Annotated in this window: 30 protein-coding genes; 7 read left to right on the forward strand and 23 right to left on the reverse strand. The window is 61.2% G+C overall.

Annotated elements, in window-relative coordinates; genetic code table 11:
• Position 1: 1 nt before the first annotated feature.
• From sdhD to L4923_RS04720, 3 genes are all read right to left on the reverse strand, one after another.
• Entirely contained in the window at positions 2 to 397 is a 396-nt protein-coding gene (sdhD, locus tag L4923_RS04710; protein WP_239362412.1) for a succinate dehydrogenase, hydrophobic membrane anchor protein, read from the reverse strand.
• 3 nt (positions 398 to 400) lie between these two features.
• On the reverse strand, positions 401 to 805 hold the full coding sequence (sdhC, locus tag L4923_RS04715; protein ID WP_239362413.1) for a succinate dehydrogenase, cytochrome b556 subunit: 405 nt from the start codon (positions 803 to 805) through the stop codon (positions 401 to 403).
• Between the two features lie 236 nt (positions 806 to 1,041).
• Complete coding sequence (locus L4923_RS04720) at positions 1,042 to 1,392, reverse strand: hypothetical protein (protein WP_239362414.1); 351 nt, start codon at positions 1,390 to 1,392, stop codon at positions 1,042 to 1,044.
• A gap of 201 nt (positions 1,393 to 1,593) precedes the next feature.
• On the opposite strand from L4923_RS04720, the gene L4923_RS04725 reads away from it, so the two are divergent.
• Positions 1,594 to 1,959, forward strand: coding sequence for a hypothetical protein (locus L4923_RS04725; RefSeq protein ID WP_239362415.1), 366 nt, complete (start codon positions 1,594 to 1,596; stop codon positions 1,957 to 1,959).
• On the opposite strand, the gene L4923_RS04730 is transcribed toward L4923_RS04725, so the two are convergent.
• The 3 genes from L4923_RS04730 to L4923_RS04740 form a co-directional block, all read right to left on the reverse strand.
• A complete protein-coding gene (locus L4923_RS04730) occupies positions 1,943 to 3,166 on the reverse strand; it encodes a GGDEF domain-containing protein (RefSeq protein ID WP_239362416.1) in 1,224 nt (407 codons plus the stop codon). The two genes, L4923_RS04725 and L4923_RS04730, sit on opposite strands and share 17 nt — an antisense overlap.
• A 104-nt stretch (positions 3,167 to 3,270) precedes the next feature.
• Complete coding sequence (locus tag L4923_RS31055) at positions 3,271 to 4,464, reverse strand: GGDEF domain-containing protein (protein WP_239362417.1); 1,194 nt, start codon at positions 4,462 to 4,464, stop codon at positions 3,271 to 3,273.
• A 63-nt stretch (positions 4,465 to 4,527) separates the two neighbouring features.
• Complete coding sequence (locus tag L4923_RS04740) at positions 4,528 to 4,935, reverse strand: ACT domain-containing protein (RefSeq protein WP_239362419.1); 408 nt, start codon at positions 4,933 to 4,935, stop codon at positions 4,528 to 4,530.
• A gap of 132 nt (positions 4,936 to 5,067) precedes the next feature.
• On the opposite strand from L4923_RS04740, the gene L4923_RS04745 reads away from it, so the two are divergent.
• The 3 genes from L4923_RS04745 to L4923_RS04755 all read left to right on the forward strand — a co-directional run bounded on the left by L4923_RS04745 (position 5,068) and on the right by L4923_RS04755 (position 6,900).
• Positions 5,068 to 5,496 carry a DoxX family protein gene (locus tag L4923_RS04745; protein ID WP_239362421.1) on the forward strand — a complete coding sequence of 143 codons (429 nt, stop codon included), beginning with the start codon at positions 5,068 to 5,070 and terminating at the stop codon, positions 5,494 to 5,496.
• Between the two features lie 79 nt (positions 5,497 to 5,575).
• Positions 5,576 to 5,836 carry a YMGG-like glycine zipper-containing protein gene (locus L4923_RS04750; RefSeq protein WP_239362424.1) on the forward strand — a complete coding sequence of 87 codons (261 nt, stop codon included), beginning with the start codon at positions 5,576 to 5,578 and terminating at the stop codon, positions 5,834 to 5,836.
• Positions 5,837 to 5,994: 158 nt separating this feature from the next.
• A complete protein-coding gene (locus L4923_RS04755; protein WP_239362426.1) occupies positions 5,995 to 6,900 on the forward strand; it encodes a bestrophin family protein in 906 nt (301 codons plus the stop codon).
• 24 nt (positions 6,901 to 6,924) lie between these two features.
• Here the strand turns inward: L4923_RS04755 and L4923_RS04760 are convergent, their stop codons facing one another.
• From L4923_RS04760 to L4923_RS04785, 6 genes are all read right to left on the reverse strand, one after another.
• A complete protein-coding gene (locus tag L4923_RS04760; RefSeq protein ID WP_239362428.1) occupies positions 6,925 to 9,441 on the reverse strand; it encodes a putative bifunctional diguanylate cyclase/phosphodiesterase in 2,517 nt (838 codons plus the stop codon).
• 341 nt (positions 9,442 to 9,782) lie between these two features.
• On the reverse strand, positions 9,783 to 10,178 hold the full coding sequence (gene rpsP / locus L4923_RS04765; protein WP_239362430.1) for a 30S ribosomal protein S16: 396 nt from the start codon (positions 10,176 to 10,178) through the stop codon (positions 9,783 to 9,785).
• Positions 10,179 to 10,225: 47 nt separating this feature from the next.
• The gene (locus tag L4923_RS04770; protein ID WP_239362432.1) at positions 10,226 to 10,552 is read right to left on the reverse strand and encodes a chorismate mutase; all 327 of its coding nucleotides are present in this window, start codon (positions 10,550 to 10,552) and stop codon (positions 10,226 to 10,228) included.
• Between the two features lie 7 nt (positions 10,553 to 10,559).
• Complete coding sequence (ffh, locus tag L4923_RS04775) at positions 10,560 to 12,158, reverse strand: signal recognition particle protein (RefSeq protein WP_239362433.1); 1,599 nt, start codon at positions 12,156 to 12,158, stop codon at positions 10,560 to 10,562.
• Between the two features lie 258 nt (positions 12,159 to 12,416).
• Positions 12,417 to 13,355: a CPBP family intramembrane glutamic endopeptidase gene (locus L4923_RS04780; protein WP_239362434.1), complete on the reverse strand. Its 939-nt coding sequence runs from the start codon at positions 13,353 to 13,355 to the stop codon at positions 12,417 to 12,419.
• A gap of 133 nt (positions 13,356 to 13,488) precedes the next feature.
• Entirely contained in the window at positions 13,489 to 14,085 is a 597-nt protein-coding gene (locus tag L4923_RS04785; RefSeq protein WP_239362435.1) for a DUF1236 domain-containing protein, read from the reverse strand.
• 292 nt (positions 14,086 to 14,377) lie between these two features.
• On the opposite strand from L4923_RS04785, the gene L4923_RS04790 reads away from it, so the two are divergent.
• Entirely contained in the window at positions 14,378 to 15,169 is a 792-nt protein-coding gene (locus L4923_RS04790; RefSeq protein WP_239362436.1) for a lytic murein transglycosylase, read from the forward strand.
• A gap of 59 nt (positions 15,170 to 15,228) precedes the next feature.
• On the opposite strand, the gene L4923_RS04795 is transcribed toward L4923_RS04790, so the two are convergent.
• The 3 genes from L4923_RS04795 to L4923_RS04805 form a co-directional block, all read right to left on the reverse strand.
• Entirely contained in the window at positions 15,229 to 15,537 is a 309-nt protein-coding gene (locus L4923_RS04795; RefSeq protein ID WP_239362438.1) for a hypothetical protein, read from the reverse strand.
• A 155-nt stretch (positions 15,538 to 15,692) separates the two neighbouring features.
• Positions 15,693 to 16,220 (reverse strand): hypothetical protein, encoded by a 528-nt coding sequence (locus L4923_RS04800; protein ID WP_239362439.1) that lies wholly within the window; start codon positions 16,218 to 16,220, stop codon positions 15,693 to 15,695.
• Between the two features lie 2 nt (positions 16,221 to 16,222).
• On the reverse strand, positions 16,223 to 17,446 hold the full coding sequence (locus L4923_RS04805) for an argininosuccinate synthase (RefSeq protein WP_239362440.1): 1,224 nt from the start codon (positions 17,444 to 17,446) through the stop codon (positions 16,223 to 16,225).
• A gap of 159 nt (positions 17,447 to 17,605) precedes the next feature.
• Between L4923_RS04805 and L4923_RS04810 the strand changes: the two genes are divergently transcribed.
• Positions 17,606 to 18,247, forward strand: a complete 642-nt coding sequence (locus L4923_RS04810; protein WP_239362441.1) for a LysE family translocator — start codon at positions 17,606 to 17,608, stop codon at positions 18,245 to 18,247.
• On the opposite strand, the gene L4923_RS04815 is transcribed toward L4923_RS04810, so the two are convergent.
• From L4923_RS04815 to L4923_RS04845, 7 genes are all read right to left on the reverse strand, one after another.
• Positions 18,219 to 18,701, reverse strand: a complete 483-nt coding sequence (locus L4923_RS04815; protein WP_239362442.1) for a hypothetical protein — start codon at positions 18,699 to 18,701, stop codon at positions 18,219 to 18,221. The genes L4923_RS04810 and L4923_RS04815 overlap by 29 nt on opposite strands.
• The gene (locus L4923_RS04820) at positions 18,698 to 19,165 is read right to left on the reverse strand and encodes a hypothetical protein (RefSeq protein WP_239362443.1); all 468 of its coding nucleotides are present in this window, start codon (positions 19,163 to 19,165) and stop codon (positions 18,698 to 18,700) included. Before L4923_RS04820 ends, L4923_RS04815 begins: the two co-directional genes overlap by 4 nt.
• On the reverse strand, positions 19,162 to 20,397 hold the full coding sequence (gene rlmN / locus L4923_RS04825; protein ID WP_239362444.1) for a dual-specificity RNA methyltransferase RlmN: 1,236 nt from the start codon (positions 20,395 to 20,397) through the stop codon (positions 19,162 to 19,164). Before rlmN ends, L4923_RS04820 begins: the two co-directional genes overlap by 4 nt.
• Positions 20,398 to 20,515: 118 nt before the next feature.
• Positions 20,516 to 21,013, reverse strand: coding sequence for a GNAT family N-acetyltransferase (locus L4923_RS04830; RefSeq protein WP_239362445.1), 498 nt, complete (start codon positions 21,011 to 21,013; stop codon positions 20,516 to 20,518).
• Between the two features lie 80 nt (positions 21,014 to 21,093).
• Complete coding sequence (locus L4923_RS04835; RefSeq protein WP_239362446.1) at positions 21,094 to 21,597, reverse strand: invasion associated locus B family protein; 504 nt, start codon at positions 21,595 to 21,597, stop codon at positions 21,094 to 21,096.
• A gap of 267 nt (positions 21,598 to 21,864) precedes the next feature.
• The gene (locus tag L4923_RS04840; RefSeq protein ID WP_239362447.1) at positions 21,865 to 22,236 is read right to left on the reverse strand and encodes a YkvA family protein; all 372 of its coding nucleotides are present in this window, start codon (positions 22,234 to 22,236) and stop codon (positions 21,865 to 21,867) included.
• A 117-nt stretch (positions 22,237 to 22,353) separates the two neighbouring features.
• Positions 22,354 to 22,650, reverse strand: coding sequence for a 4a-hydroxytetrahydrobiopterin dehydratase (locus tag L4923_RS04845; RefSeq protein WP_239362449.1), 297 nt, complete (start codon positions 22,648 to 22,650; stop codon positions 22,354 to 22,356).
• Between the two features lie 121 nt (positions 22,651 to 22,771).
• Between L4923_RS04845 and L4923_RS04850 the strand changes: the two genes are divergently transcribed.
• Positions 22,772 to 23,290, forward strand: a complete 519-nt coding sequence (locus L4923_RS04850) for a low molecular weight protein-tyrosine-phosphatase (protein ID WP_239362450.1) — start codon at positions 22,772 to 22,774, stop codon at positions 23,288 to 23,290.
• Here L4923_RS04850 and thpR read toward each other — a convergent pair.
• Complete coding sequence (thpR, locus tag L4923_RS04855; protein WP_239362451.1) at positions 23,194 to 23,790, reverse strand: RNA 2',3'-cyclic phosphodiesterase; 597 nt, start codon at positions 23,788 to 23,790, stop codon at positions 23,194 to 23,196. The two genes, L4923_RS04850 and thpR, sit on opposite strands and share 97 nt — an antisense overlap.
• Positions 23,791 to 23,835: the final 45 nt, after the last annotated feature.

The raw sequence follows: 23,835 nt of genomic DNA on the forward strand, positions 1-23,835 counted from the left end.
GTCAGCCTCCGAATGCCAGCTTGAGCAGGGCGAAGATGGAAACCACGCCAACCGCTATTGTGAAGAAGGTATTGAGGATTAGCAGCGCGAGCTTGTTGCCCTCGCCATGAACGTAGTCCTCGATGATGATCTGCATGCCGAGGCGCATGTGATAAAGCCCGGAGACCAGCACCAGGATCAGCACCAGTGCCACCAGCGGATGAGCCAGCGCGGCACGGACTTCCTCATAAGACGCACCGTTGTTGGCGATGAGGAAACCGACGAAGAAGAGCAGAAGCGGGATGTTGGCGATCGCCGTCAGGCGCTGGCGCCAGAAATGCATCGTGCCTTCGCGCGCGGAACCCAGGCCACGGACCCTGCCAAGCGGCGTGCGCATGTCGGATTTGTTCGCGCTCATCGCTCAGCCTCCCCGTACCATATAGCCGACAACCCAGATCAGGATCGTCAGAATCACCGAGCCGACCAATGTCGCCCACGCGATTTTCGAGGCGGTGTGTTTTTCCAGAGCTGTGCCGGTGTCCCAGACAAAATGGCGAAGCCCGCCGAGCATGTGGTGCATCAGCGCCCAAGTGTAGCCGAACAGCACAAGCCGGCCAAACCAGGAACCGAAGACGCCGTTGACGAAATCGAAATAGGATTGCGGGCCGGCCGCGGCCGTCAGCCACCAGGCGACCAGCAGGGTTCCGAAATACAGCGCACCGCCGGTGACACGATGCAGGATCGACATCGTCATGGTGACCGGCCATCGATATACGGTCATATGGGGCGAAAGCGGTCTGTCGCGGGTGGCTGGTGAGTGGCTCATGGCTTCCCCGTTCGGCACCCGTCGCAGCGATGCAAACGCGGCATCGACGCTTCGGAATGCGACTATGGATTGCGGCGTTCTAAAACGCTTTTTGCACCGCGTCAAAGCCAGAAAATCGTTTCGGAAAAGTCATTTAGTCTGACGAATAGCGGTGCCGGCGTCTTTAACCGATTGAACTTCCTCGCGGCTGCGAAATGCCGCTACCCGACTGGACTATCGGATGCTGCCCGAAAGGATCAGCGCCTGCAGGCGACTGGGGTGGCATTGGCTTTCATGACTAGCGCCTCGCGCCCGTCGATCACGATTGCGTCATGGTTGATGCCGAATCGGCTGTTCTGGCCAGCCGGGGCGGCGGGCATCTCCTCGTTTAGCCCATCCGAACCGACAACGCGGATCGCGTTGCCGATGTTCTCGACAGTCATCCTGCCTCCATCGGCACAGTTGTAGGTTGCCGTACGCGGTTGCGGCGTGTCCTTTTCGAGCAGGATGGCGGCAGTTTGCGAATCCGCTGCGCCAGCAGCAGCGGGAGTGCCATTCTGGCCAGGCTTGCCCTGCGACACACAGGCGGCAAGCGTGAAAAGCGTCATGAGAGCGGGCACTCCCCGGGACATTTGGCGTAGCGCCATGCGAATCCTCCGATGCGCCAACCTAGTCGCGATCGTCCTGGCCAATCAAGTCGCGAGGTTAACCATGTTAAGCAGTGCCACCGTCACCCCCTTAACAAAGGTAAAGAAAAGGTTGATTCTGTGATTCGAGGAGGCAGCCCTCGTTTTGGATTGAGGAGCGCCATGCATTTGAATTTTGCCCGCACAACTGCCGCCGCCAGTATCGCGCTCGCTGTCGGGACGCTCGGCCATGCAGCTCCTGCCCTGGCTTGGTCAACTCAACAGGATCACGCCTATGCAGATTCATTCGGCAATCTCGTGATCGACAGTGCTTCCGGCTACAAGCGGATTTTGGTCGGCGAAGGCGCAATGGCCAAAAAGATGGCCGACTATACGAGCGCCGGCCAGCCGAAGGTTCTCCGTCTGGATCGTACAGGCGGCTACACCGATGAGCGCGACTGCTATCGGCCACCGGCCTTCGTCAAAGGCCGTTCCTACATGTATGGCCTTGCTGACGGCGAAATGCCGGAGATCAGTCCCTGCCGTTGAGGCCGTTGCCGGCCGGCTTGCCGTTGGGCTTCGGCACGAGGCCAATCGGTCCCGAAGCGACACGGACTTGGTCGCGGCCACCCTTCTTTGCGCCGTAAAGCGCCTCGTCCGCCCTGCGCATCAGGTCGGAAAGGGTTTCTCCGGGGCGCAGCTCGGCGACGCCGAAGCTTGCCGTACAGCGATAGGAGAGCGGCAGGCCCTTGATCGGCAACGCACCGAAGGCGCTGCGCGCCCCCTCTGCGAACAGTCGCGCGGCGGCAAGATTTGTTCCCGGCAACATCACCGCGAATTCCTCGCCGCCGAGGCGCGCGGCGAGGTGACTTTGTCCCGCCGCGTCACGCAGGAAGCCGGAAAAGGTTTCGATCACGCGGTCGCCGCAGGCATGGCCGAAATTGTCGTTGACCAGCTTGAAATGATCGAGGTCGGCAATCACCAGCGATACCGGCAGTCCCTGACGGGCCGCGTCGCGCAGCGCAACTTCGGCAAGCCGCTTGAAGCCGCCGCGGTTGAGCAGGCCGGAAAGCGTGTCGGTTTCCGATTTCGAGGTGGCTTCGGCGAGCACGTCGCGCACCAGGATGACAAGAAGCAGCAATGCAATGGCAATTGCAAACACCGTGCCCACGGACTGCGAGACCATCGCATAGTTCGTCTGCAGATAAGCCTGCGGGTCGGCTCCCCAGCCGCCCAGTGCATGGGCAATCAGCGGTTTGGAAGCAAATTGCAGCGCGCTTGCCGCCAACACCACCATCAGGATGATATCAAGCTTGTCGCGCCGCTGCCGTGAAGACCAGACTATCCAAAGGCCGATCAGCTGCGCTGCCGCATAGGGGAACTGGTACGCCATCATGCGCGGAAATGCGTGCCTCGGCAGACCCTGAACGAAATAGACGATCACCGAGGTGGCGACTAGAAACAGCGCCATGGACCGCCAGGGCGGTGTGATGCCGTATTTGTGGGCAAGGCCAACGTTGAAGATGAGTGTGGCGGCAAGAAATACGGCGAACGCTGCCACCACCGGCGGGGTCGCATAATTGAAAGCCGGGATCGAGAACTCGACGACGAAATAGGCCATACCGACTGCATAGCCCAGCGCCAGCCAGCGCGCCGCGATGCGTCGGGTATCATAGGCGGCAACCGTCAAGAAGGCCGCCGCCAGCAGGCCAGCGACAAAAAGATTGATCGCCAGGATGAAGTTCGCACCGCTCATCGCGACAAGTCTATCCGTAGCTTCGGCCGCATCAGTTCAGCAAGATAGATCGTAGCTGCGCGAAACGAAGAACAGGTTAATCCGCAAAGGACCGCAGGCGGGTTTCAGCTGGCCGCCGGCAGTTCCGCAAAGGTCGCCATCGGCTGTCGCTGGAAGGAAAGGCGCACGCTGTCGCGCCCGTTCTGCTTGGCCTTGTAGAGCGCGTCGTCGGCACGCTGCATAAGTGGCGCGAGCTCCTCGCCACCAAAGCGCCCCGCGACGCCGAAACTCGCTGTCAGCTTCACTCCTGGGGGTATGCCTTCGATCGTTCCGGAACAGAAGCCGTTGCGTACCGCTTCGGCAAATAGACGGCCGGCGACAAGATCGGTCGAGGGCATCAGCGCCGCGAATTCTTCGCCACCGATACGGCCGATGACCGCTCGGCCCCCTGCCGCCTGCAGCCGCGCAGCGAAATCGACGATCACCTGATCTCCTATCGCGTGACCGAAGCGGTCGTTCACCGACTTGAAATGATCGAGATCGGCCAGCACTAGCGTCACCGGTTCACCCGAGCGCGCGCTGCGTTCCAGAATTGTCGTTGCCCTCTGTTCGAAGCCGCGCCGGTTCAGCAGTTTCGAAAGCGAATCGGTTTCGGACTCGGCCTGAAGTTCCTTGATCGTGTCGAGTGCGACTGCGGTGAGCAAGGTGAGCGCGATCAGCAGGGAGAAAACCATCACCGAAAGGCTGGTGGTGAGCCAATAGGGCGACGTTATGTAGGGCGGACGGCCGGCATCGGCGCCGCTCAACAGTGCGACCAGCAACGGGCGAACGAAAAAATCCGCCGCTCTGAGACCGGCCATCAGCACGATCATGCGGTCGATCACCGAGCGTCGGCTGGATTGGCGCAGCCGCATCATGGCGACGATGCACAGCGCTCCCAATCCGTAATTCACGGAAAACACCCGTCCCGGAAAATATGGATGCACCAACAGGAACCAAAGCAGGCCGCCCATACCGGCAGCTACGCACGCAAGCGAGGCGACCCAGGGGACGCGCACGCCCTGGCGGGTCGTGACGGCTGCAATGAGCAGCAGAAGCGCGCCGAAGAAAAGAGAATTGGACATCACTTTCGAGATGGTTTGGCCGAGGCCAAGGTCGAAGGCTTGCAATGCAAAGCCGACCGCCACCGCGAAGTAGCAGATGCAAAGCTGCAGCACGTAACGGTTTTCGCGCCGGAACGACCACAGCACAAAAAATGCCGCCGACAGAACCATCGACAACACCGGATTGAGAAGAGAAATGAAAAGGTCCTGACCCACTGCCCGCCCGAATGTCCCGGCTTCACACTAGAATGAAGGGACAAACAACGCGTTAAGTGGGCATCAGCCCTTGTTCGCCGCGGCCATTTCCTCGAGGATCCGCATTGCGTCTCCTGCACGATCGGCCGCCACGAACAGATGATCGTGGTAAAAGCCCGAGACCGGATTAACGCCCATACCCGCCGCGGCAAGACGTGGCAGCACCGCAGCCAGAAAGCCAACGGCTGTCAGCGACGAGTGGATGGAAAGTGTGATCATGCGGCACGGAAAAGTGCTCGAAAGTCCAGCCCGGCTGGCCGCCTCCTCGTTCACGATACAAGTCCAGCCTTCTTTTTCACCGAACACCATCAGTGGCGGGACTCCGTCCGGTAAGCTTTGATCAAGTGGGAGCGTGACGAAAACATAAGTCTCTGGCTGCAGTTCCGGACGCATCGCACCCAGCAGGGTCTTCAGGTCGGTCTCTCCGCTCATGCTTCCTCGCTAGTCGGTTCGGCAGAAAAAATAACAGCACCCTGTCGGACGAATGCTCTCCCATCCGTCTTGAAGACAAATTCGCAGTCGGACGCAAAGAAATCCAGGCCGCGAGCAAACGGAGGGAAAACCATGTCCAATATTTCGCAGACCGACGCGCTGAATCCCGCAACTGTTTCGAACCGCGCTCTGTGGGCCGGCCGTATCATGAGCGGGGCGGTCGTCATGTTCATGATCTTCGATGGCGTCATTAAGCTGCCGCCCCTCGAAATCGTTACGCAGACCATGGGCGAGCTCGGCTGGCCAGCTGACACAGGCACCGCACGCCTGCTCGGCATCATCGGCCTGATCTCTACCGCGCTCTATGCTTTGCCGCGCACGTCTTTCCTGGGCGCCGTCCTGCTCACAGCCTATTTCGGCGGCGCGATCGCTACCCAGGTGAGGATCGGCAATCCGCTGTTCTCACATACTTTCTTTGGCATCTATCTCGGCCTGCTCCTGTGGGGCGGGCTATGGTTGCGCGATCTGAGGATGCGGACGCTGCTGCCTTTCCCCGGCTAAGAATCATTCTTGGATCGAATCCATTGCCAAGGCGTTGGGAATGCGGTGGGTGGCATTATCGCTCTCGAAAGGAACGATTATGAAAAACGTCTTGGTTCTGGCGGCGGTGCTGGCCCTCGCCGCATGTTCGCAGACGGAAAAAGGCGCGGCGATCGGCGGACTGGGTGGCGCGGCGGTGGGTGCGGCCGTTGCGGGTGATCCAGTCGAAGGCGCCGTTATCGGCGGCGCTGTCGGCACCGTGGCCGGCGCCTTGATCGGCAATGCCAGTGAACGTGGCAAATGCCGCTATCGTGACCGCTATGGCCGGGTCTTCGTCGACCGCTGTCCCGATCGCTACTAGGGCGAGACCTTAGACGCCCCTGACGAGCGATTGCGAAGGGTTGCTTGAAAGTGGCGGTCGCGACCTGCCTTGTCGCGACCGTATGTTGCCAGCAGTGTCCTTACATTTTATGCCCAGCCGATCAGTTGCGACGGATGCTTTCCGAGGGTGGGCTCTTTATGATCGTACGGCCGAAACCGGGTCTCTGGCAGCTCTTCTTCATCATGCGCGGGTCGATTGTGCCGCGCATCCTGCCCCAGATCGTTGGCTTTGCCGCCTACGCGGTAGGTGTGGTCGCGTTGGTCAGATATTTCAGGATCGAACTCAGCGGTTTCACCATCGCGCCCTTCGGTCTGCTGGGCGTGACGCTGTCGATCTATCTGGGCTTCCGAAACAATGCCGCCTACGACCGCTGGTGGGAGGCGCGCAAGTTGTGGGGGCAACTGGTCTACGACGTCCGTAATCTTGCCCGGGCCACCACGGGCCTGATTCCTCTACGAGAAGAACGGCGGTCTCTGCTGATGGATGCGTTGGCCTTCTGCCACCTGCTGCGAGGACAGGTGCGACGGATCGACAGCATGGGCGACGCACGGCCTTTCATCGGCGATGCCGTCGAAAATCTGGCTGCCTTCGCCAATCGGCCCGACGAGATGGTCCGGCGCATGGGCAAGCGCGTGGCGTCGCTGCGTGAAGGCGGCGCAATCGACAGCATCGGCTACCGTATTCTCGACGAGCGTCTGTCCGCGATAGCAGCCATGCAAGCCGGCTGCGAGCGCATTGCCGGCACGCCATTGCCCTTTGCCTATACCCTGCTCTTGCACCGGACAGCCTATATCGTATGCCTGCTCCTGCCCTTCGGCCTGGCCACCACCGCGGGCTGGGTGACACCGCTGTTCACGGCGCTGATTGCTTACACTTTCTTCGGCCTCGATGCCTTGTCGGAGAAATTGGAAGACCCTTTCGGCACGGAAGCCAACGACCTTGCGCTCGATGCGCTTTGCCGGGTCTGCGAAATATCCGTGTTCGAGGCACTCGGCGAACCAGCGCCGCCACTGCTGGAAGCCCAGAACTTTTTCTACTCGTGATGATTCACAAGGGCAGTCGACTTTTCACGCAACCTTGCTCTCGTCACCGCGGTAACTGTCGATGATACGCAAGGCACCGGCACTGTCGACCGGCGGACTGAACAGGAAACCCTGGATTTCGCCGCAGCGCTCCTGTCGAAGCAGTTCAAGCTGCGCGCCCGTCTCGACGCCCTCCGCCGTGGTATCGATGCCGAGATTGGCACCGAGCCCAATGATGGCCCGCACGATCGCCATGGATTCTCGGCTGGAGCCGATGTCCCGGATGAACGATCGGTCGATCTTCAGCCGGCTGAACGGGAAGCGCCGGAGGTAGCTCATGCTGGAATAGCCGGTGCCGAAATCGTCGAGTGCGACCCGCACGCCGATATCTTTCAATCGCTCCAGCAAGGCGAGATTGGCGCCGGTATCGGCAAGCAGCACGGATTCGGTGATCTCGATTTCCAGCCGGGAAGGATCGAGGCCGGATGCCGCGATCGCCTCGCTGACGGTCTGGGCGAAGCGGCCCTGACGAAACTGCACCGCCGATGCGTTGACCGCGATGATGAGATCGGGGGGCCACGACGCCGCGCGCCGGCAGGCTTCCTCCAGAACCCAGCGGCCGATGGCATCGATCATGCCGGTCTCTTCAGCCAACGGAATGAATTCCGCTGGAGACACCATGCCACGTCTTGGATTACGCCAGCGCACCAATGCTTCGAAGCCGCGCAAGCCGCCACTGCGCAGTGAAATGATCGGCTGATAGTGCAATTCCAGCTCGCGATCGAAATCGGTGGCGCGCAATTCCAGCTCCAGTTCGCGGCGTTCCCGCATTTCGGCATCCATCTCCGGTTCGAAGAAATGGAATGTTCCCTTGCCTTCCCGCTTCGAGCGATAGAGCGCAAGGTCGGCGCATTTCAGCAACGTGCCGGCATCGCGCGCGTCGATAGGCGCGATGGCGGCGCCCAGGCTCGCGCCAATGGAAAGCTTGTGCCCTTCATAGCCATGCGGCTGGGCGATCGCCCGGATGATCCGTCCAGCCAATAACTTGACGTCGTCACGGCTCAGCGCCCCACGCAACAGCACGGCGAATTCATCCCCGCCGAGACGCGCTACCAGATCCGTACGGCGCAGCAGCCGGCGAATCCTGTCAGCCGTTTCGATCAGCAGCGAATCCCCGGCGGCGTGCCCCAGCGTGTCGTTGACGGCCTTGAAGTCGTCAAGGTCGATCAGGACCAGCGCGAATGGCTGGTGACCGGCAACCGCGATCTCCACCGCCTCCTCGATTTCCTGCGAAAAGGTCGTGCGGTTGCCGACACCGGTCAATGGGTCGTGATGGGCGAGGAAAGAGATACGCTCCTCCGCCCGCTTGCGCTCTGTCACATCGACGATGGTCGACAGCGTCGCAGCCTGTCCGCCGACCGTTACGGCGCGCGTATATTCGATGACGTCCAGCTCGGCGCCCGATACCGTCCGATGGCATGCGAAGCGTTCTCCCGAGGAACCGACACGCGCGGCAGAGTTCGGTTCGAGACTGCTTATGTCCAGGGCAAGGAATGCTGTGCGATCATGTCCGTAAAGGTGAAGCGCCGCGGCGTTCACGTTGAGAAAGGCCCCGGTTGCGACGTGACGCACATACATCGGCACCGGATTATCGTCGAAGAGCGAGCGGAACAGCACCTCTCGGTTGCGGATTTCGCGCACGTCGGTCAGGGTCACGGCCAGAAGCCCATCGGTTTCGACGACACCCACCTGGAGAGAAAGGACTTCGTCGGCGAGATCGTATTCGAGTTCGAGCGAAGGCGCGGCAGCGCCCTCCGGCCGCTTGCAGCTGCGCTGGTCGAGCAGGCGCGCCAGCCGTTCCGCCCCCTTTACCTCCGACAGCAGGCGAAACCGCATGTTTTCTGCCGACGCGCCGAGCATGCGTGCGGCAGCATCGTTTATGCTGAGCACCTGGTAGTCGCGTAGCGCCGCGCCGACGCCCTCCAGCGGGCTGAGTGCCAGAATCCCTTCGTCGGTCGAATTGATAAGCAGACGGGCAAGATCGATCTGGCTTTTGCGCGGCCTTGCGAAGACCAGGAAGTATTCGCCCGGCCACCTGCAGGACAGCGGCAGCGCCACGACCTCCATGGTCGAGACCATACCCTCGATGATCGAACGGCACAGCGTCAGATATGGACGCCCAGCCAAACGCGCGAGATCGATCGCATCGTTCACCGCGCGCCAAACCGCAAACGGCAGAACGGAAAGGGAGACTGAGGCTTCCGCGATATCGGCCAAGCCGCAGAAGCGTGCCCCGGCGCGCAGGATAAAGCCTTCGCCGCACTCCGAAAGGCGCACCACCGCCAGTTCGTCCGCGAAACGGCCAACGCTGCCCAGTGCCAACTCTTCGTAGGGTGGCAGAGCGCCGTCGATGCAGGCCGCATGCCAGCGGCGTAACATCAGCCGCACATCCTCGAATTCGGTATCGATCCGCAATCTCCGATCCGGCCCCGGCACGCCCTGTTCGACCGGCTGCCGTCCTGCCAATTCGTCCAGTTCCGTAACCCGCACCGCAATCGACATCCGTCCAGCCCGCCATTGCCGCAACGCTTCCATCGCCCAGCCTGCGCCAGGTTTCGAAGCAGAGTTGCACCGATTTTCAATCCATGCCGGACTGGGTCCGGCTCAACGGCATGGCATCATGCCCGCGCAGACCCCAGGACTGCCCGCCATTGCCAGGCACGTTAGCGGCCACGCGCTTACTGCTTGCTTAAGCCGGATGTCATATAAGTGTCATACACTTAAGGCGGGTCAATCACGATTTTCGGTCAAGTGGACGCAACGAAAAGCAGCTTGAAATTTGCTTTGAAATGCAAAACGGCGGACCTTTCGGCCCGCCGTTTGATCGCGCTTGTAGGCGATGCTTACTCGGCGCTGGCCTCAGCCGGCGCGTCCGCCGGAGCGGCAGCTGCAGCTGCGGCTGCGTCTTCCTGAGCCTTCTTCAGCAAGGCGGCGCGCTCCTGCGCCTTCTTGCCCGGCTCGGCCTTGATCGGGTTGCTGCGGGCTTCGCGCTTGGCAATGCCGGCTTCGTCGAAGAAGCGCAACACACGATCGGTCGGCTGCGCGCCGTTGCCCAACCAATGCTTGGCGCGGTCGGCGTCGATCTTGACGCGTTCGCCATCCTTGGGAAGCAGCGGGTTCCAGGCGCCGATCGCTTCAATGAAGCGGCCGTCGCGCGGCGAGCGCGCGTCGGCGACGACGATGTGGTAGTAAGGACGCTTCTTCGAGCCCGCGCGGGCCAGTCTGATCTTCAGTGCCATTTCTTTCTCCTAATGCTCTGAGTCTCGTTGATCGAATTGCGGCTGGTTCAGCCGGTTTTGCTTGCGCCGTTTTCCGCGGCGATCTGCTCGTGATGGCGGATCACTTCGCGGATGACGAAGTTCAGGAATTTCTCTGCGAAGTCGGGGTCGAGCTGCGCCTCCTTGGCAAGCCGGCGCAGTCGCTCGATCTGTTCGGTTTCACGCTTCGGATCGGCGGGCGGCAGGCCATGCGTGGCTTTCAACACACCCACCGCCTTGGTGCAGCGGAAGCGCTCCGCCAACATATGGACCAGGGCCGCATCGATATTGTCGATCGACGCGCGGTAGCCTGCGAGCTGGGTGCGGGCGGCTTCCATTGCTTTTTCGTCGCTCATCGCAGCCTCACTTCTTCTTGCCGAGGCCCGGCAAACCGCCCGGACCGCCGAGACCCGGGAGCTTCAAACCGCCAGGAAGGCCCGGCAGACCGCCGCCACCACCCAGGCCGGGAAGACCTCCGGGCATGCCGCCCGGAAGACCTTTGCCGAGACCGGCGGCTTCTGCCTGCTTCTGCAAGGCTTCCAGCTGCTTGGGGTCCATCTTGGAAAGGTCGGGCATGCCGCCCATGCCCGGCATCATGCCGCCAAGGCCCATCTTGTTGGCGAGGCCGCCCATCAGGCCACGCATCATGCCGCCGCCTTTGCCTTTGCCGCCCATCGCCTTCATCATGTCGGCCATGCCGCGATGCATCTTCAAGAGCTTGTTGATCTCGGCAGCGTCGGTGCCGGAGCCCGCGGCAATGCGCTTCTTGCGGCTGTGCTTCAGAAGATCCGGATTTGCACGCTCGGCCTTGGTCATCGACGAGATGATGGCGAGCTGGCGGCCGAACATCTTGTCGTCGAGGCCAGCTGCCGCCATCTGGTCCTTCATCTTGCCCATGCCGGGCATCAGACCCATGATGCCGCCCATGCCACCCATTTTCTGCATCTGGCCCAGCTGATCGGCGAGATCGTTCAGGTCGAACTTGCCGGACTGCATCTTCTTGGCCATCGCTGCGGCTTTTTCCGCGTCGATGGTTTCGGCGGCCTTCTCGACCAGCGAGACGATGTCGCCCATGCCGAGGATACGGTCGGCGATGCGCTTGGGATGGAATTCCTCCAGCCCGTCCATCTTCTCGCCGGTGCCGATGAGCTTGATCGGCTTGCCAGTCACGGCGCGCATCGACAGCGCTGCACCGCCACGGCCGTCGCCGTCCATGCGCGTCAGCACGAGGCCGGTGATGCCGACGCGGTCGTCGAAATTCTTGGCGAGGTTAACGGCATCCTGACCGGTCAGAGAGTCGGCCACCAGCAGGATTTCATGCGGGGTCGAGGCCTTCTTGATGTCGGCCATCTCGACCATCAGCGGCTCGTCGATATGCGTACGGCCGGCGGTGTCGAGAATGACGATGTCGTGGCCGCCCAACTTGGCGGCCTGCACGGCGCGCTTGGCGATATCGACCGGCGTTTGTCCGGCAATGATCGGCAGCGTCGCCACCTTGGTCTGCTCGCCGAGCTGGCGCAGCTGCTCCTGCGCGGCCGGGCGTCGCGTGTCGAGGGACGCCATGAGCACTTTCTTGCCCTGGCGCTCGGTCATCCGCTTGGCGATCTTGGCGCTCGTCGTCGTCTTGCCCGAGCCCTGCAGGCCGACCATCATGATCACGACCGGTGCCGGCGCATTGAGATCGATGGCGACGCCTTCTGCGCCAAGCATCTCGACGAGTTCATCATGCACGATCTTCACGACCATCTGGCCGGGCTTGATCGACTTCAGAACCGCCGCACCGACAGCCTTCTCGCGCACCTTGTCGGTGAACGAGCGCACGACTTCCAGCGCAACATCGGCCTCGAGCAGCGCACGGCGCACTTCGCGCAGGGCCGCCGAAACATCGGCTTCCGACAACGCACCACGGCCGGTAAGGCCGTTCAGAATTGAGCCAAGTCGCTCTTGCAGCGATTCGAACATGCTTCTTCCTTCGATCCCGGATGGTCAGACCCGAGAGGTAATACCTCCGCGCCGCCCAGCCAAGCAAAGCCCAAAACCAAAAAGCACCCGGGGGCGCATAGCGCTGCCGGGTGTTGGCCTCCGGGATCGTTCTGGAGCACAGTGCTCGCCACGTCCCGGTCGGCTTCGCGAAGATGTTCGTCGCGGAAGTTGCGGGCCTTTGACAGGAAAAATGCCCGGGAGTCAAGGGAACGGGCTGGAATCGACCATTTCGACTGCTCAGCCGAGATCGGGCTCCACCCTCAACGGCGAGCGCGCATGCAACAGAAGCAGCGCGGTCAGCAGGCTGGACACGATGCCGATGGCGGCAATCAGGATTGCATCGATGCCGGCCCAACCGTCGCCTTCCAGCGACCGCGCCTCGAACAACGCGAACCCCGACAGGTTAGCCTGATGTGAAATCAGCAGGAAACCGAACAAATTGTTGCCGAGATGCGCGCCGAAGGCTGCACCAAGATTCCCGGTCGAATAGACGAGCATCATCAGGACCGCCGCGAAGACGCCGATGGAGATGAGCCCGGCGGCATTCATCGCCGGGTCGGAGCCTCCACTCCAGTGCAGCGCTGTGAAGACCAGCGTCGGCAGCAGCGCCCATACCAGCGGGCTGCGGAAGCGCCTGGCCAAGCCGCGCGGGAGATAGCCGCGAAACAAAAGTTCTTCCGAGGAGGTCTGAACGAAGCCCAGCAGCGCAACCGGCACCAAGGCGAGCAGCCACACCGTGAAATCGATCGAGCCGCGCTCGATGACCGGATCGATGAGATACAGCAGCACTTCGGAAAAGATCGATGTCAGGATGACGGCAACAAAACCTTTAAGGAAACCGGATCGGGAAATCCTGTGACTGTTGCCGAAAAGTGCCGAAAGTGGCTCGTGATGAATCCACCGCATCACCAGCCACGCACCGGCCCATATGCCGCAGAACGTTACCAGCGCCGTAAACATGCCGATCGGCGAGGCAAGGAACGGCTCCATTCCATAGCCGTTCGGCCGCAGCGACACGGGCACCAGCGCAACGAACCCCCAGCCAATCCGCATCACCGCAAAGGTCGACACCGTCCAGACGGCCACGATGACGACGGTGCCCAGGATGAGACGCCACAGCGTCGTCTTGCCATTGCTCGGTTGATAGCGCTCGAAAGCCGTGGGCTTGGTGGTCATGCGGGCTCTTCTTGATGGACCCGCACGTTGGATCGGGCATCGCCATGACTAGGCGATGCCCGCGAACCTCGCAATCGCGTCGCAAGGATTGGGTCAAACTTGCTCGGGCTGCAACGTCGGACGGCGCAGCAGGCTAATCTCCGACATAGACGATATGGCGGGACGACGGGCTGACGATCACCGGCTCGCCATTCACATAGGCGTAACGATAGTCATAGCCGGGAACCTCGCGCAGCATGACCGTATCAGGCAGCGTCGTACCGGTTCGAATTTCGTCCTCGATATAGATCGGCTCGACTGCATTCGTCCTGACGTAGCTGCGCACCTCCAAGGGCGGAACAGGCGCGTCCACATCATCGTCCTGGACGATCGAACCGGTCAGCATATCATCGTCGCTGACGACACCCGGAGTTTCGATCACGGTGACGCCGGAATCCATCGGCCTTTCCGTCAGCACCACACGTCTGCCGGCGAATTCGCTCGTCACATAATCCGAATTCACCCACGCCCGGCTGCCGGCATTGCCGACGGCGCACCATTTCGAGCCCTGCAGACATCCATCCAGCACGGCGGTCTCGCCTGCCGCCAAGACACCCACGATCGGATAGCGAGCGCCAGGTCCGGCGCGCATGTTGAGGTCCCTGTCGGCCGATACGAGCGTATCCGCCCATGCCGAGCCTGACATGGCAACCAGTGTTCCCGCCACCGCGGACAACAGCAATGTTCTCATTGTCTTGCTCCTTCGTTGTGTCCCTCGGGGGTCCAAACGCCTCCCTCCCCCTTGCGTTCCCGCTAAAGTTTTCACGGATGCTCACGCTTTGTTCCGACCTGTCGTTGCAGGTGAGCCGCAGGAGCGGACAGATCGACGCCAAATCCGTCATAGATCCTCAAAAAACGCTTGATTGGAGCGTGGTTCTGCCCTCTTAGCCGGACTATGGCGGGTGCGGGCAAAGTCGGTGACAAGCTCGATGTTCGCTGGCAAATTCGCCTCGCGAGGTGATTCAGGCAACCAGGAGATGAGAATGGCATTGCGTGCCAAGGGAAAGGTTTTCGCAGCCGCTGCGGCGCTGTGGCTGCTGGCGGGCGCCGCCCAGGCGGCCCAATGCGGCAAGACTGCCGCCGGATTCGAAGAATGGAAGGCCGAGTTCGCCCAGGAGGCGCAGGCAGCTGGTGTCAAGAGCCGCGGACTTGCTGCGCTGAACGGTGCCACTTACGCCGCGGCCACCATCAGAGCCGATCGGGCCGTCAAGAAGGCCTTCAGCGGTTCGGTAGAGGACTTCATGAGACGCCGGGGCGCGGCCACGATCATTTCGCGCGGCAAGTCCCTTAAGAAAGCGAACGCGGCGCTCTTCAACAGGATCGAGAGCACTTACGGCGTGTCGCCCGGCGTGCTGCTTGCGATCTGGGGCATGGAAACCGGCTTCGGCGCCGCGATGGGCAAGCAGAACACGGTCTCTGCCATCGTGACGCTTGCCTATGACTGTCGCCGCCCCGAATTCTTCTACCCGCACGCGATCGCCGCACTTAAGCTTGTCGATCGCGGTGCGCTGAGCGCCAGTTCGGTCGGCGCGATGCATGGCGAAATCGGCCATACCCAGTTCCTGCCCGGTAACGTCCTGAAGTATGGGGTTGGCGGAGCGAACCTGCGCGATAAGGAAACTGCGCTCGCCTCCACTGCCAATTTCCTAAAGGGTCATGGATGGCAGGCCGGCGTAGGCGCGGAAGGAAACATGGGCGCGATCGCCGGCTGGAATTCCGCCAGCGTCTATCAGCAGGCCATCGCCCGCATCGCCTCGGCCATCGATAACGACTGACGAATCCGTTCGCGCGCCAGCTCGACAGCACACGAGGATCGCCGGCTGGGCGGTCCTCGCTACCGCCCCTTGATAACCCTCCAGATATCCGTGGACCGGCTCTCCTGAAGCCGATTGATATCGGAAAACGTAATTCGACCGCTTGCAACGGCTCGGCCTAACCGCTGGCAAAAAAGCGCAGGCGCGCGATCTTTCGACACGCCCATGAAAGTCCTCAACTCCTCCTTCAAGGAAAGCGGAAAGAACGCATAACTTTTTATGCATCTGTCGATGCCGGCCTTTAGATTTGGCTTGTCGCCGGCATTCGACGTCTGACAGCCGATAAGCACTAATGCTGCTGCGAGCAACGCAACGAGATCGTTCTTCATTGAAGGCCCCCTCAGCCAAAACAGCGCGAACGTAACCAACGACTCCAAAACATCAAGCCGCAATGATCCGCGGGCCGACCACTTTCTCATCGGCGATGTATAACGGTTCAAAAGCGATCAGACGCTGGCGGCCGGAACAATCCGGAGATGAGCCTTTAGTTGACTTCGATTTTATAGGAGCACCCGGCCAGCACCTTGCCTGGATGTGTCTCGACCGTCGACACGTTGAGGCTGATGCGGGTGGCAAAAGTCACGCCCTCGGACGTCTCGCTCTTCTCCGAAACGACCCTTTCACCCAGAAACTTCTGCGGCGTGGAGATTATCGGCTCGACGCCGAGCTTGCTGGCCAGCTCCGGTGCGGTCGTGCCGTCCAGCACGGCCATTGGACCACTCGACGAAAAGACCAGGGTCCTCGTTTCGAGGCCGAAGGCGGCCAATGGTTCTTCCATCTCGTACTGCGAGAGGAAAGGATTGCCGCTATCTACCTTGCGCCAACCGAGGGTATCGGCCGCATTGGTTTCACCGGCCAGCCAGAAGGCAAAACCGTTGTAGGTCGGCACGTCGGCCCGGCATTCGAGCAGCGCGGGTAGGTCCAGAGCACTCGGGTCGAAATCCTGCGCTACGGCAGACCGAACCGCCGCCAGCGCAAGAAGGCCAGCGGCGAAACAATAGGCTCGGTGCACGATCAGCCGCGCTTGTTGCGAGCCGCCAGCGTGCGCAGGCGCAGCGCGTTGAGCTTGATGAAGCCGGCCGCATCCTTCTGGTCGTAGGCGCCCTGGTCGTCCTCGAAGGTCACCAGCTTGTCGGAATAGAGCGATTTCGGGCTGTCGCGCCCGATGACCATGACATTGCCCTTGTAGAGCTTCAGCGTCACCTCGCCCTCGACATCCTTCTGGCTGAGGTCGATCGCAGCCTGCAGCATCTGCCGCTCCGGCGAGAACCAGAAGCCGTAATAGATCAGCTCCGCATAACGCGGCATCAGCTCGTCCTTGAGGTGCGCCGCACCGCGGTCGAGCGTGATCGATTCGATGGCGCGGTGCGCCGCGAGCAGGATCGTGCCGCCCGGCGTTTCGTAGACACCGCGCGACTTCATGCCGACGAAACGGTTTTCGACGAGATCAAGACGACCTATACCGTTATCGCGGCCATAATTGTTGAGTTTGGCAAGCAGCGTCGCCGGTGACAGGCGCTCGCCATTGATCGAAACCGCGTCGCCCTTTTCGAAGCCGATCTTGATGATTGTCGCCTTGTCGGGGGCAGCCTCGGGAGAGATGGTGCGCATATGCACATATTCCGGTGCTTCGACGGCGGGGTCTTCCAGCACCTTGCCCTCGGAGGAGGAGTGCAGCAGGTTCGCGTCGACCGAGAATGGCGCTTCCCCCTTCTTGTCTTTTGCAACCGGGATCTGGTGCTGTTCGGCGAATTCGAGCAGATGGGTGCGGCTCTTGAACGACCAGTCGCGCCACGGCGCGATGATCTTGATGTCGGGGTTGAGCGCATAGGCCGACAGCTCGAAACGGACCTGGTCGTTGCCCTTGCCGGTGGCGCCATGGGCGATCGCATCGGCGCCGGTTTTTTCAGCGATCTCGATCAGATGCTTCGAGATCAGCGGCCGGGCAATCGAGGTGCCGAGCAGATAGACGCCTTCATAGACCGCATTGGCGCGGAACATCGGGAAGACGAAATCACGCACGAATTCCTCGCGCACGTCCTCGATGAAAATCTCCTTGATGCCGAGCATCTCGGCCTTGCGGCGCGCCGGTTCCAGTTCTTCGCCCTGGCCGAGGTCGGCGGTGAAGGTCACCACCTCCGCGCCCAGCTCTGTTTGCAGCCACTTCAGGATGATCGAGGTATCGAGGCCGCCAGAATAGGCGAGCACCACCTTCTTGATGTCTTTGAGCTTGGACATGTCGTTCCGCTTCCGCGCGTGGATTTTCCGGGTGGCGAGGTATCACGCCCCTTCCGGCCAACGCAAGGGACCAGCAATTCACCAAAAGTGGATCAATAGGCCAGCTGGCGCGTGAACCCGGGCCGCGTTATAGCAATGGCTTCCTGCCAGGGGCCACCGATGTCCTTCATTCCTGATACGACGACACTCATCCAGTTCGCCATCGCCACCTTCATTCTGGCGATCACGCCTGGACCCGACATGACGCTCTTCGTCAGCCGCACGCTGAGCCAGGGCCGCGCGGCCGGCTTCGCCTCGATGGCGGGAGCACTGTCAGGGACACTGATCCACACATCGCTGGTCGTGGTCGGCATTTCGGCGCTCATCGTTGCTTCGCCGATGGCCTTCTTCATGCTGAAGATCTTCGGGGCCGGCTATCTTGTCTTCCTTGCCTGGCAAGCCATCACCAGAGGCTCCGCCTTCTCGCCGGAAAAGAAAGTCGGTCCAAAGATCTCACTTACCCGCGCCTGGGCTGCAGGACTGGGCGTCAACCTGCTCAACCCGAAGATCATCCTGTTCTTCATGACCTTCCTGCCGCAGTTCGTTTCGGCGCACGATCCACACGCACCGGGAAAGCTGTTCTTTCTCGGCGCAATGTTCGTGGTGCTGTCGATCCCGGTCACCGCGCCGATGGTGTTCGCGGCGGAAAAATTCTCGGCGGCGATGAAGGCAAGCCCACGCGTGACACGAGCCGTGGATTATCTCTTCGCCGGCGTGTTCTCGGCCTTCGCACTCAAGATCCTGACGGCCCAGGCGAAGTAGGCGGACGACCTTCCGACCACCAGCTGGCCGCCCAGCGGCCGGCGCAGAGCCAGTAGAAAATGCCACCGACCATACCGGCACCGACAATGCCCAAAATGACGCGCATGTCGGTGACCGCGAAGTCTGGATCGCCGGATTGCCAGGCAACACCGAGTACGATGCCGGCAACCACGCCACCGCCCAGTGCATAGAACAGCCAGTCGCGCCGGGCCAGCACCTCCGCTGCCAGGATCAGCAGTGCCGAAGGTGCGAAGGCGAAATAGGCGATGAAGATCGCCAGAAGCGGAATGGTGACGACAAGCGGCCCGCTCGCCATCCAGCGGGTTTCCTCCGCACTGAACCCGATTGCGCCAAGAAACAGGATATTGATGAAGGCACTCGCCGCGAGCACGGCGATTGCATAACCGAACAGGATGATGACGCAGCGGATGAAATAGGCCACGAAGCGGTTCATGCCGAGCCCCAGTTGCCAATTCGACGGATACAAACACGGTGGAAAACGAAACCGCCGGCAAGGCCGCCGATGATGCAGGGGATCAGCAGGCCCGGCGGCATGATGAACAGCCGGGTCTCCGTGAAGAAATTGAGCACAAGAATGGAGAAGGCACCGTTCAGCCCTCCTGCCAGCGTGTAGCTCAGCGGCTTGACCCAGCGAAGGATTGCCGCGGCGGAGATAGCAATCAGGAAGCCGGGCAATGCCGACTGCACGGTTATGATGATGCCGACGACAAAGGTCTCCGGTATTTGGCGCAGGTTCTTAAGGAGGCCGGACATACCAGCGCCTTCCGCGACGACACCAATGACGGATAGCGCGACAACCGTGACGGCAGTCGCAGCGACGACCGCCGCCAGATAACCGAGCACGCCTAAGCCGAAGCGACCAAGCCAGCGGATCAGAGCGGAACTCCCGCCGCTCACGCCTCGCCGTGTCCCGCGATCATCATCGCTTCGAGCGCAAGGCGCTCGGACTTCTTCAGCCGCTCCGATTCCGATTTCAACTGCCCGCAGGCAGCCAGGATATCGCGGCCGCGCGGCGTGCGGATCGGCGAAGCATAGCCCGCATTGTTGATGAAATCGGCGAACTTCTCGATGGTCTCCCAGTCCGAGCACTGGTAGTTGGTGCCGGGCCACGGATTGAACGGGATCAGATTGATCTTGGCCGGAATGCCTTTGAGCAATTGCACCAGCGCTTTGGCATCTTCCAGGCTGTCGTTGACCTCCTTGAGCATCACATATTCGAATGTGATGCGGCGTGCGTTGGAAAGCCCGGGATATTTGCGGCAGGCGTCGATGAGATCCTTGAGCGGGTACTTCTTGTTGATCGGCACCAAGAGATCGCGCAGATCGTCATTCGACGCATGCAGCGAGATCGCCAGCATCACGCCGATTTCCTCGCCGGTGCGGAAGATTTCCGGCACCACGCCCGATGTCGAAAGCGTGATGCGCCGCTTGGAGAGCGCCAGGCCATCGCCATCGGAAGCAATCAGCAGCGCTTGTTTGACCGCCTCGAAATTATAGAGCGGCTCGCCCATGCCCATCATCACGATGTTGGAGACCTTGCGGCCTTCTGCCGGCACGATGGCGCCAGCCGGCGTATCGCGGTCCGGGAAATCACCCAACCGGTCGCGTGCGGTCAGCAACTGCGCCAGGATTTCTTCTGCGGTCAGGTTGCGCACCAGCTTCTGCGTGCCGGTGTGGCAGAAGGAGCAGGTCAGCGTACAACCGACCTGGGAGGAGATGCAAAGCGTGCCTCGCCCTTCTTCGGGGATGTAGACGGTCTCGATTTCCACGGGCCTGCCGGCGCCGCGCGGCGGGAAACGGAACAGCCACTTGCGCGTGCCGTCCGACGAGATCTGCTCTTCGACGATTTCGGGGCGGGCAATGGCAAAATGCCGATCGAGCGCGGTTCGCAGGTCTTTCGAGATGTTGAACATCTGCGAGAATTCGGAAACGCCGCGCACATAAAGCCAGTGCCAGAGCTGCTGCACACGCATCTTGGCTTGTTTCTCCGGCACGATGCCGGCAGCGACCAGCGCTTCGGCCATTTCGGCGCGGCTGAGACCGATCAGCGAGCCTTTTTGCGGCGCGGCTGCGCGAGCCGCCAAGGCGGCGCGGGTGTTTCCATCGGTGATGTCGAGCGAAAGGGTCATGGTAAATCTGGCTTGAACAGAAACAATCCTGGCTAGATAGGGTTCAGGCGCCACATATCACAGCTGTGGCATGGCGTCACGATGGCGAGCCTTGGTCCCGAATGAGACGTGCGGCGCTCTAATGCAGCTCCACGGCCTCGAGAACAAGCCTGTACTCCTGTTCCGCCTTTCCCATGCGCGGATGCGGCACTGCTTCCCCATGCCGGCGCCAGCCGCAACGCTCGTAAAGCTGCGCTGCACGCTCGTTGTCGACATACACCAGCAATCTCGCTTCCGAAAAGCCACGTTGCAGCAGAACGTCAGCCGCAGAAACCATTATGGCGGCACCGACACTCCTGCCCCATGACGGCGGCTCAACACCGACATAGTGCAGCTCGGCCATGCTTTCATTCCCGGCAACCGGCGCGATCGCCGCAAATCCGAGCGGCAGATCCTCGTCGAAAACCATCAGCAGAAATGAACGCGGCGAAATCTCCAGAACCCGTTTGATGACCGGCCGCGACAATTCCAGCGGCGGCACGTCCTTGACCCTATCGCGCCAACTGGTTGCCTCAGCCCAAATCTGCGCCGCCGCATCGAGATGCTCACCAGCTTCGTCGACAACGATGCGCATCATTGAAGGATTCTCGCGCCGTAAAACCGGAAGGGCCGGATGCTGATCCGGCCCTTCCTTGAAATGTTGGGATTTTCGGATCCCTACTTGCAGCTCGCGATCGACTGCAACGCCGCCGAAATGCCCTTCAGCGAGAAGGTGTAGGACGTGGGATTGCCGCGACCGGATTTGGCTGTGACCTTCATCTCCTTGCCGGTCTTCATCGCCGAGATCAGCACAGGCTCCTCGGCTGCGTTTTCGACCCAGGCCGACTTGCCGCGCGTGAACATCGAGAACGACTTGTTGTCGATGGTGACGACGGCCTTCGAATTCTGCTGGAAATTATAGCCGGCGATGAACTGCGGCTCATAGGAAACCTGCTGGCCCGGACGCTGGCTGACGAAGAAGAACATGTCGCCATGGTCGAGCGTCGGCGGCTGCTTGTCGGTCGGGACGGTCAGCACATAGCACACCTTGCCGGTCTGGGCCTTGTAGCTGTAGGTGCCCCAGGCATTGTGCTGGCCGATCTTGGTCGCCTGCTGCGCCAATGCCGGCGTGGCAGCGGCTAGCAAAACCAGACTGGTGGCTGTGAGGATCAATCCGCGCATCTTATTCCCTGTATTCCATACGGTGCGGGGCCAGGCGGACCCCCGCCCGCCGGTTCGCTTCAGTTTGATTTAATCTGGGTTACCAAAGGGTGAACTTTTGCGTGAAAAGAACACGGCCTTTGGAAACCGCCGCCAATTCCGTGCCTTGACCCATTTTTGGACAAGGTACGGCGTCCCGGTGCCGACTTGGAGGGCAGGAAAACGGCAAGAGTTTGACTGGAGTGGCTTCGACCGGGCCGCGACCGCCGCGAGCTACGACGGCTGACGTCAGTCCTGTTCGGCGATCGCCTTGCGAGCCGCCAGCTTGTGAGCGGGCGTGATATGGGCTCGTACAGCACTGATCGCGGCGGTCAGAACCGCCACGTCATCGGTAAAGCCGATGCCCGCGACGATATCGGGAATGGTATCCACTGGCAGCACGAAGTAAGCGAGCGCGCCGAGCAGGATGGCTTTCACTTTGAAAGGCGTGTCCTTGTCGAGAGCGCAGTAATAAGCCGCGACGAGATCTTCCATGAACGGAACCTGCCGCGCCGCTTTCTTGACGGTCCGCCAGAATTTCGCACGCACATTGTCTTCGCCGATGACTTTGCCATCGGGGCCCAGGAACTCGTAGTTCTCGTAATTACTGCCTTGCACCATGAGTGGTTTCCCTCGCGAAGCCGGCAGACACTGCCTGACCTCGCCCAAGCATGTGGTGAGCGTCGTAACGCATCACAAGATGCTATCGTTACAGCCGATTCAATCGGCTCGGTCGACTCAGCCGCCCGCGAAGCGGTCCATCTTCTTGGCCAGCTCGAAATCCAGTGCAGTCAGTCCGCCGGCATCATGGGTGTTCAGTGTGACGTCGACCGTCTTGTAGACATTTGACCAATCGGGATGGTGATCCATTTTTTCAGCGGCCAGCGCTGAACGCGTCATGAAGGCGAAGGCCTCCGAGAAGTTTTTGAACTCGAACTTTCGGCGGATCGACCTTCCGTCGGCAGCAAGGGCCCAGTTTTCGAGCCCGGCCAGAAGCGCTGCAACGGCCTGTCCGTCCAATTTTTCTCTCGCCATGGCTTGCGTCCGTGCTATCGCGGTTGAGCATGTCGCGCAAAGGCGGTTTTGCGATAACGACATGCGCAAAAACAAAACCGATGCGCGGCGCATTGGAAGTGGCAGGATAACGTGACGTCGGATGCCCGTGGAACCCCCTAAATCGATTCTCTTCGTCTGCCTCGGCAACATCTGCCGTTCGCCGCTGGCCGAAGGCGTGTTCAGGCATGTCCTTGCCATACGGGGGCTGGAACATCGATTTCAGCTGGATTCGGCCGGCACGGGCGGTTGGCACGCGGGTTCCGCACCCGATCCGCGTTCGATCGAAATCGCGGCCCGCCACGGCATCGACATTTCCAGCCAGAAGGCGCGCAAGGTCCTAGCTGAAGATTTCACCCGCTTCGACTTGATCTTCGGTATGGATCGGTCGAACGTCGGCGATCTCAGGGCCGTTGCACCGCAATTTGCACAGGACCGCATCCAGCTTTTCCTGGAATTCGCCGGCAATTCCGGACGCGAGGTCCCGGATCCTTATTATGGCGGGCCGGAAGGCTTCGCCTCGGTTTACCGCATGATCCTGGAGGCGTCGGAAGCCATCGCAACCCGGTTGGAGGGTCGCGTTGCAGCATCCGAGAGCGGCCACGCCTCTTCCACGACATAGGGCCCGCCGCCGACCGAGTCGCGCGACGACATCAGCACAAAACGACCGACCCTGAAGGGCATGGCGGCGAAATTTCCGCGTGCGGAAAGATACCGCGCAACCTCCAGCGGGCTGGAATTGCGCAGCCTTGCCAGCGTCACATGCGGCGTGAACTTGCGTGGATCGGTCGGCACGCCGAGGCGTTTGCAAATGCGGTCGATGTCGGCCTGCAGCAGGTTGAGATCGGGGGAAGGGATCACGCCTGCCCAGACCGCATGCGGCTTTTTCTGGCCAAAGGCACCCACGCCGGAAAGGGTCAAGGAAAAGGATGGACGATCGACGCGATCCAGCGCGTTGGCGACCTCGTCGGCGACATGGCCTTCGACATCGCCGATGAAGCGCAACGTCAGATGGTAGTTTTCGACGTCAATCCAGCGGGCACCGGGCAGGCCGCCCCTGAGCAGGGAGAGCGAAAGCGCCGCATCACGCGGAATTTCGAGGGCCGTGAAAAGACGTGGCATGGTAAGCCTCCTGTCCTCGAATCGAACTCTCGATTCACAGCGAAT

Origin of the sequence: Terribium retamae, assembly GCF_022347545.1 — a bacterium.
Lineage (GTDB): Bacteria > Pseudomonadota > Alphaproteobacteria > Rhizobiales > Rhizobiaceae > Mesorhizobium > Mesorhizobium retamae.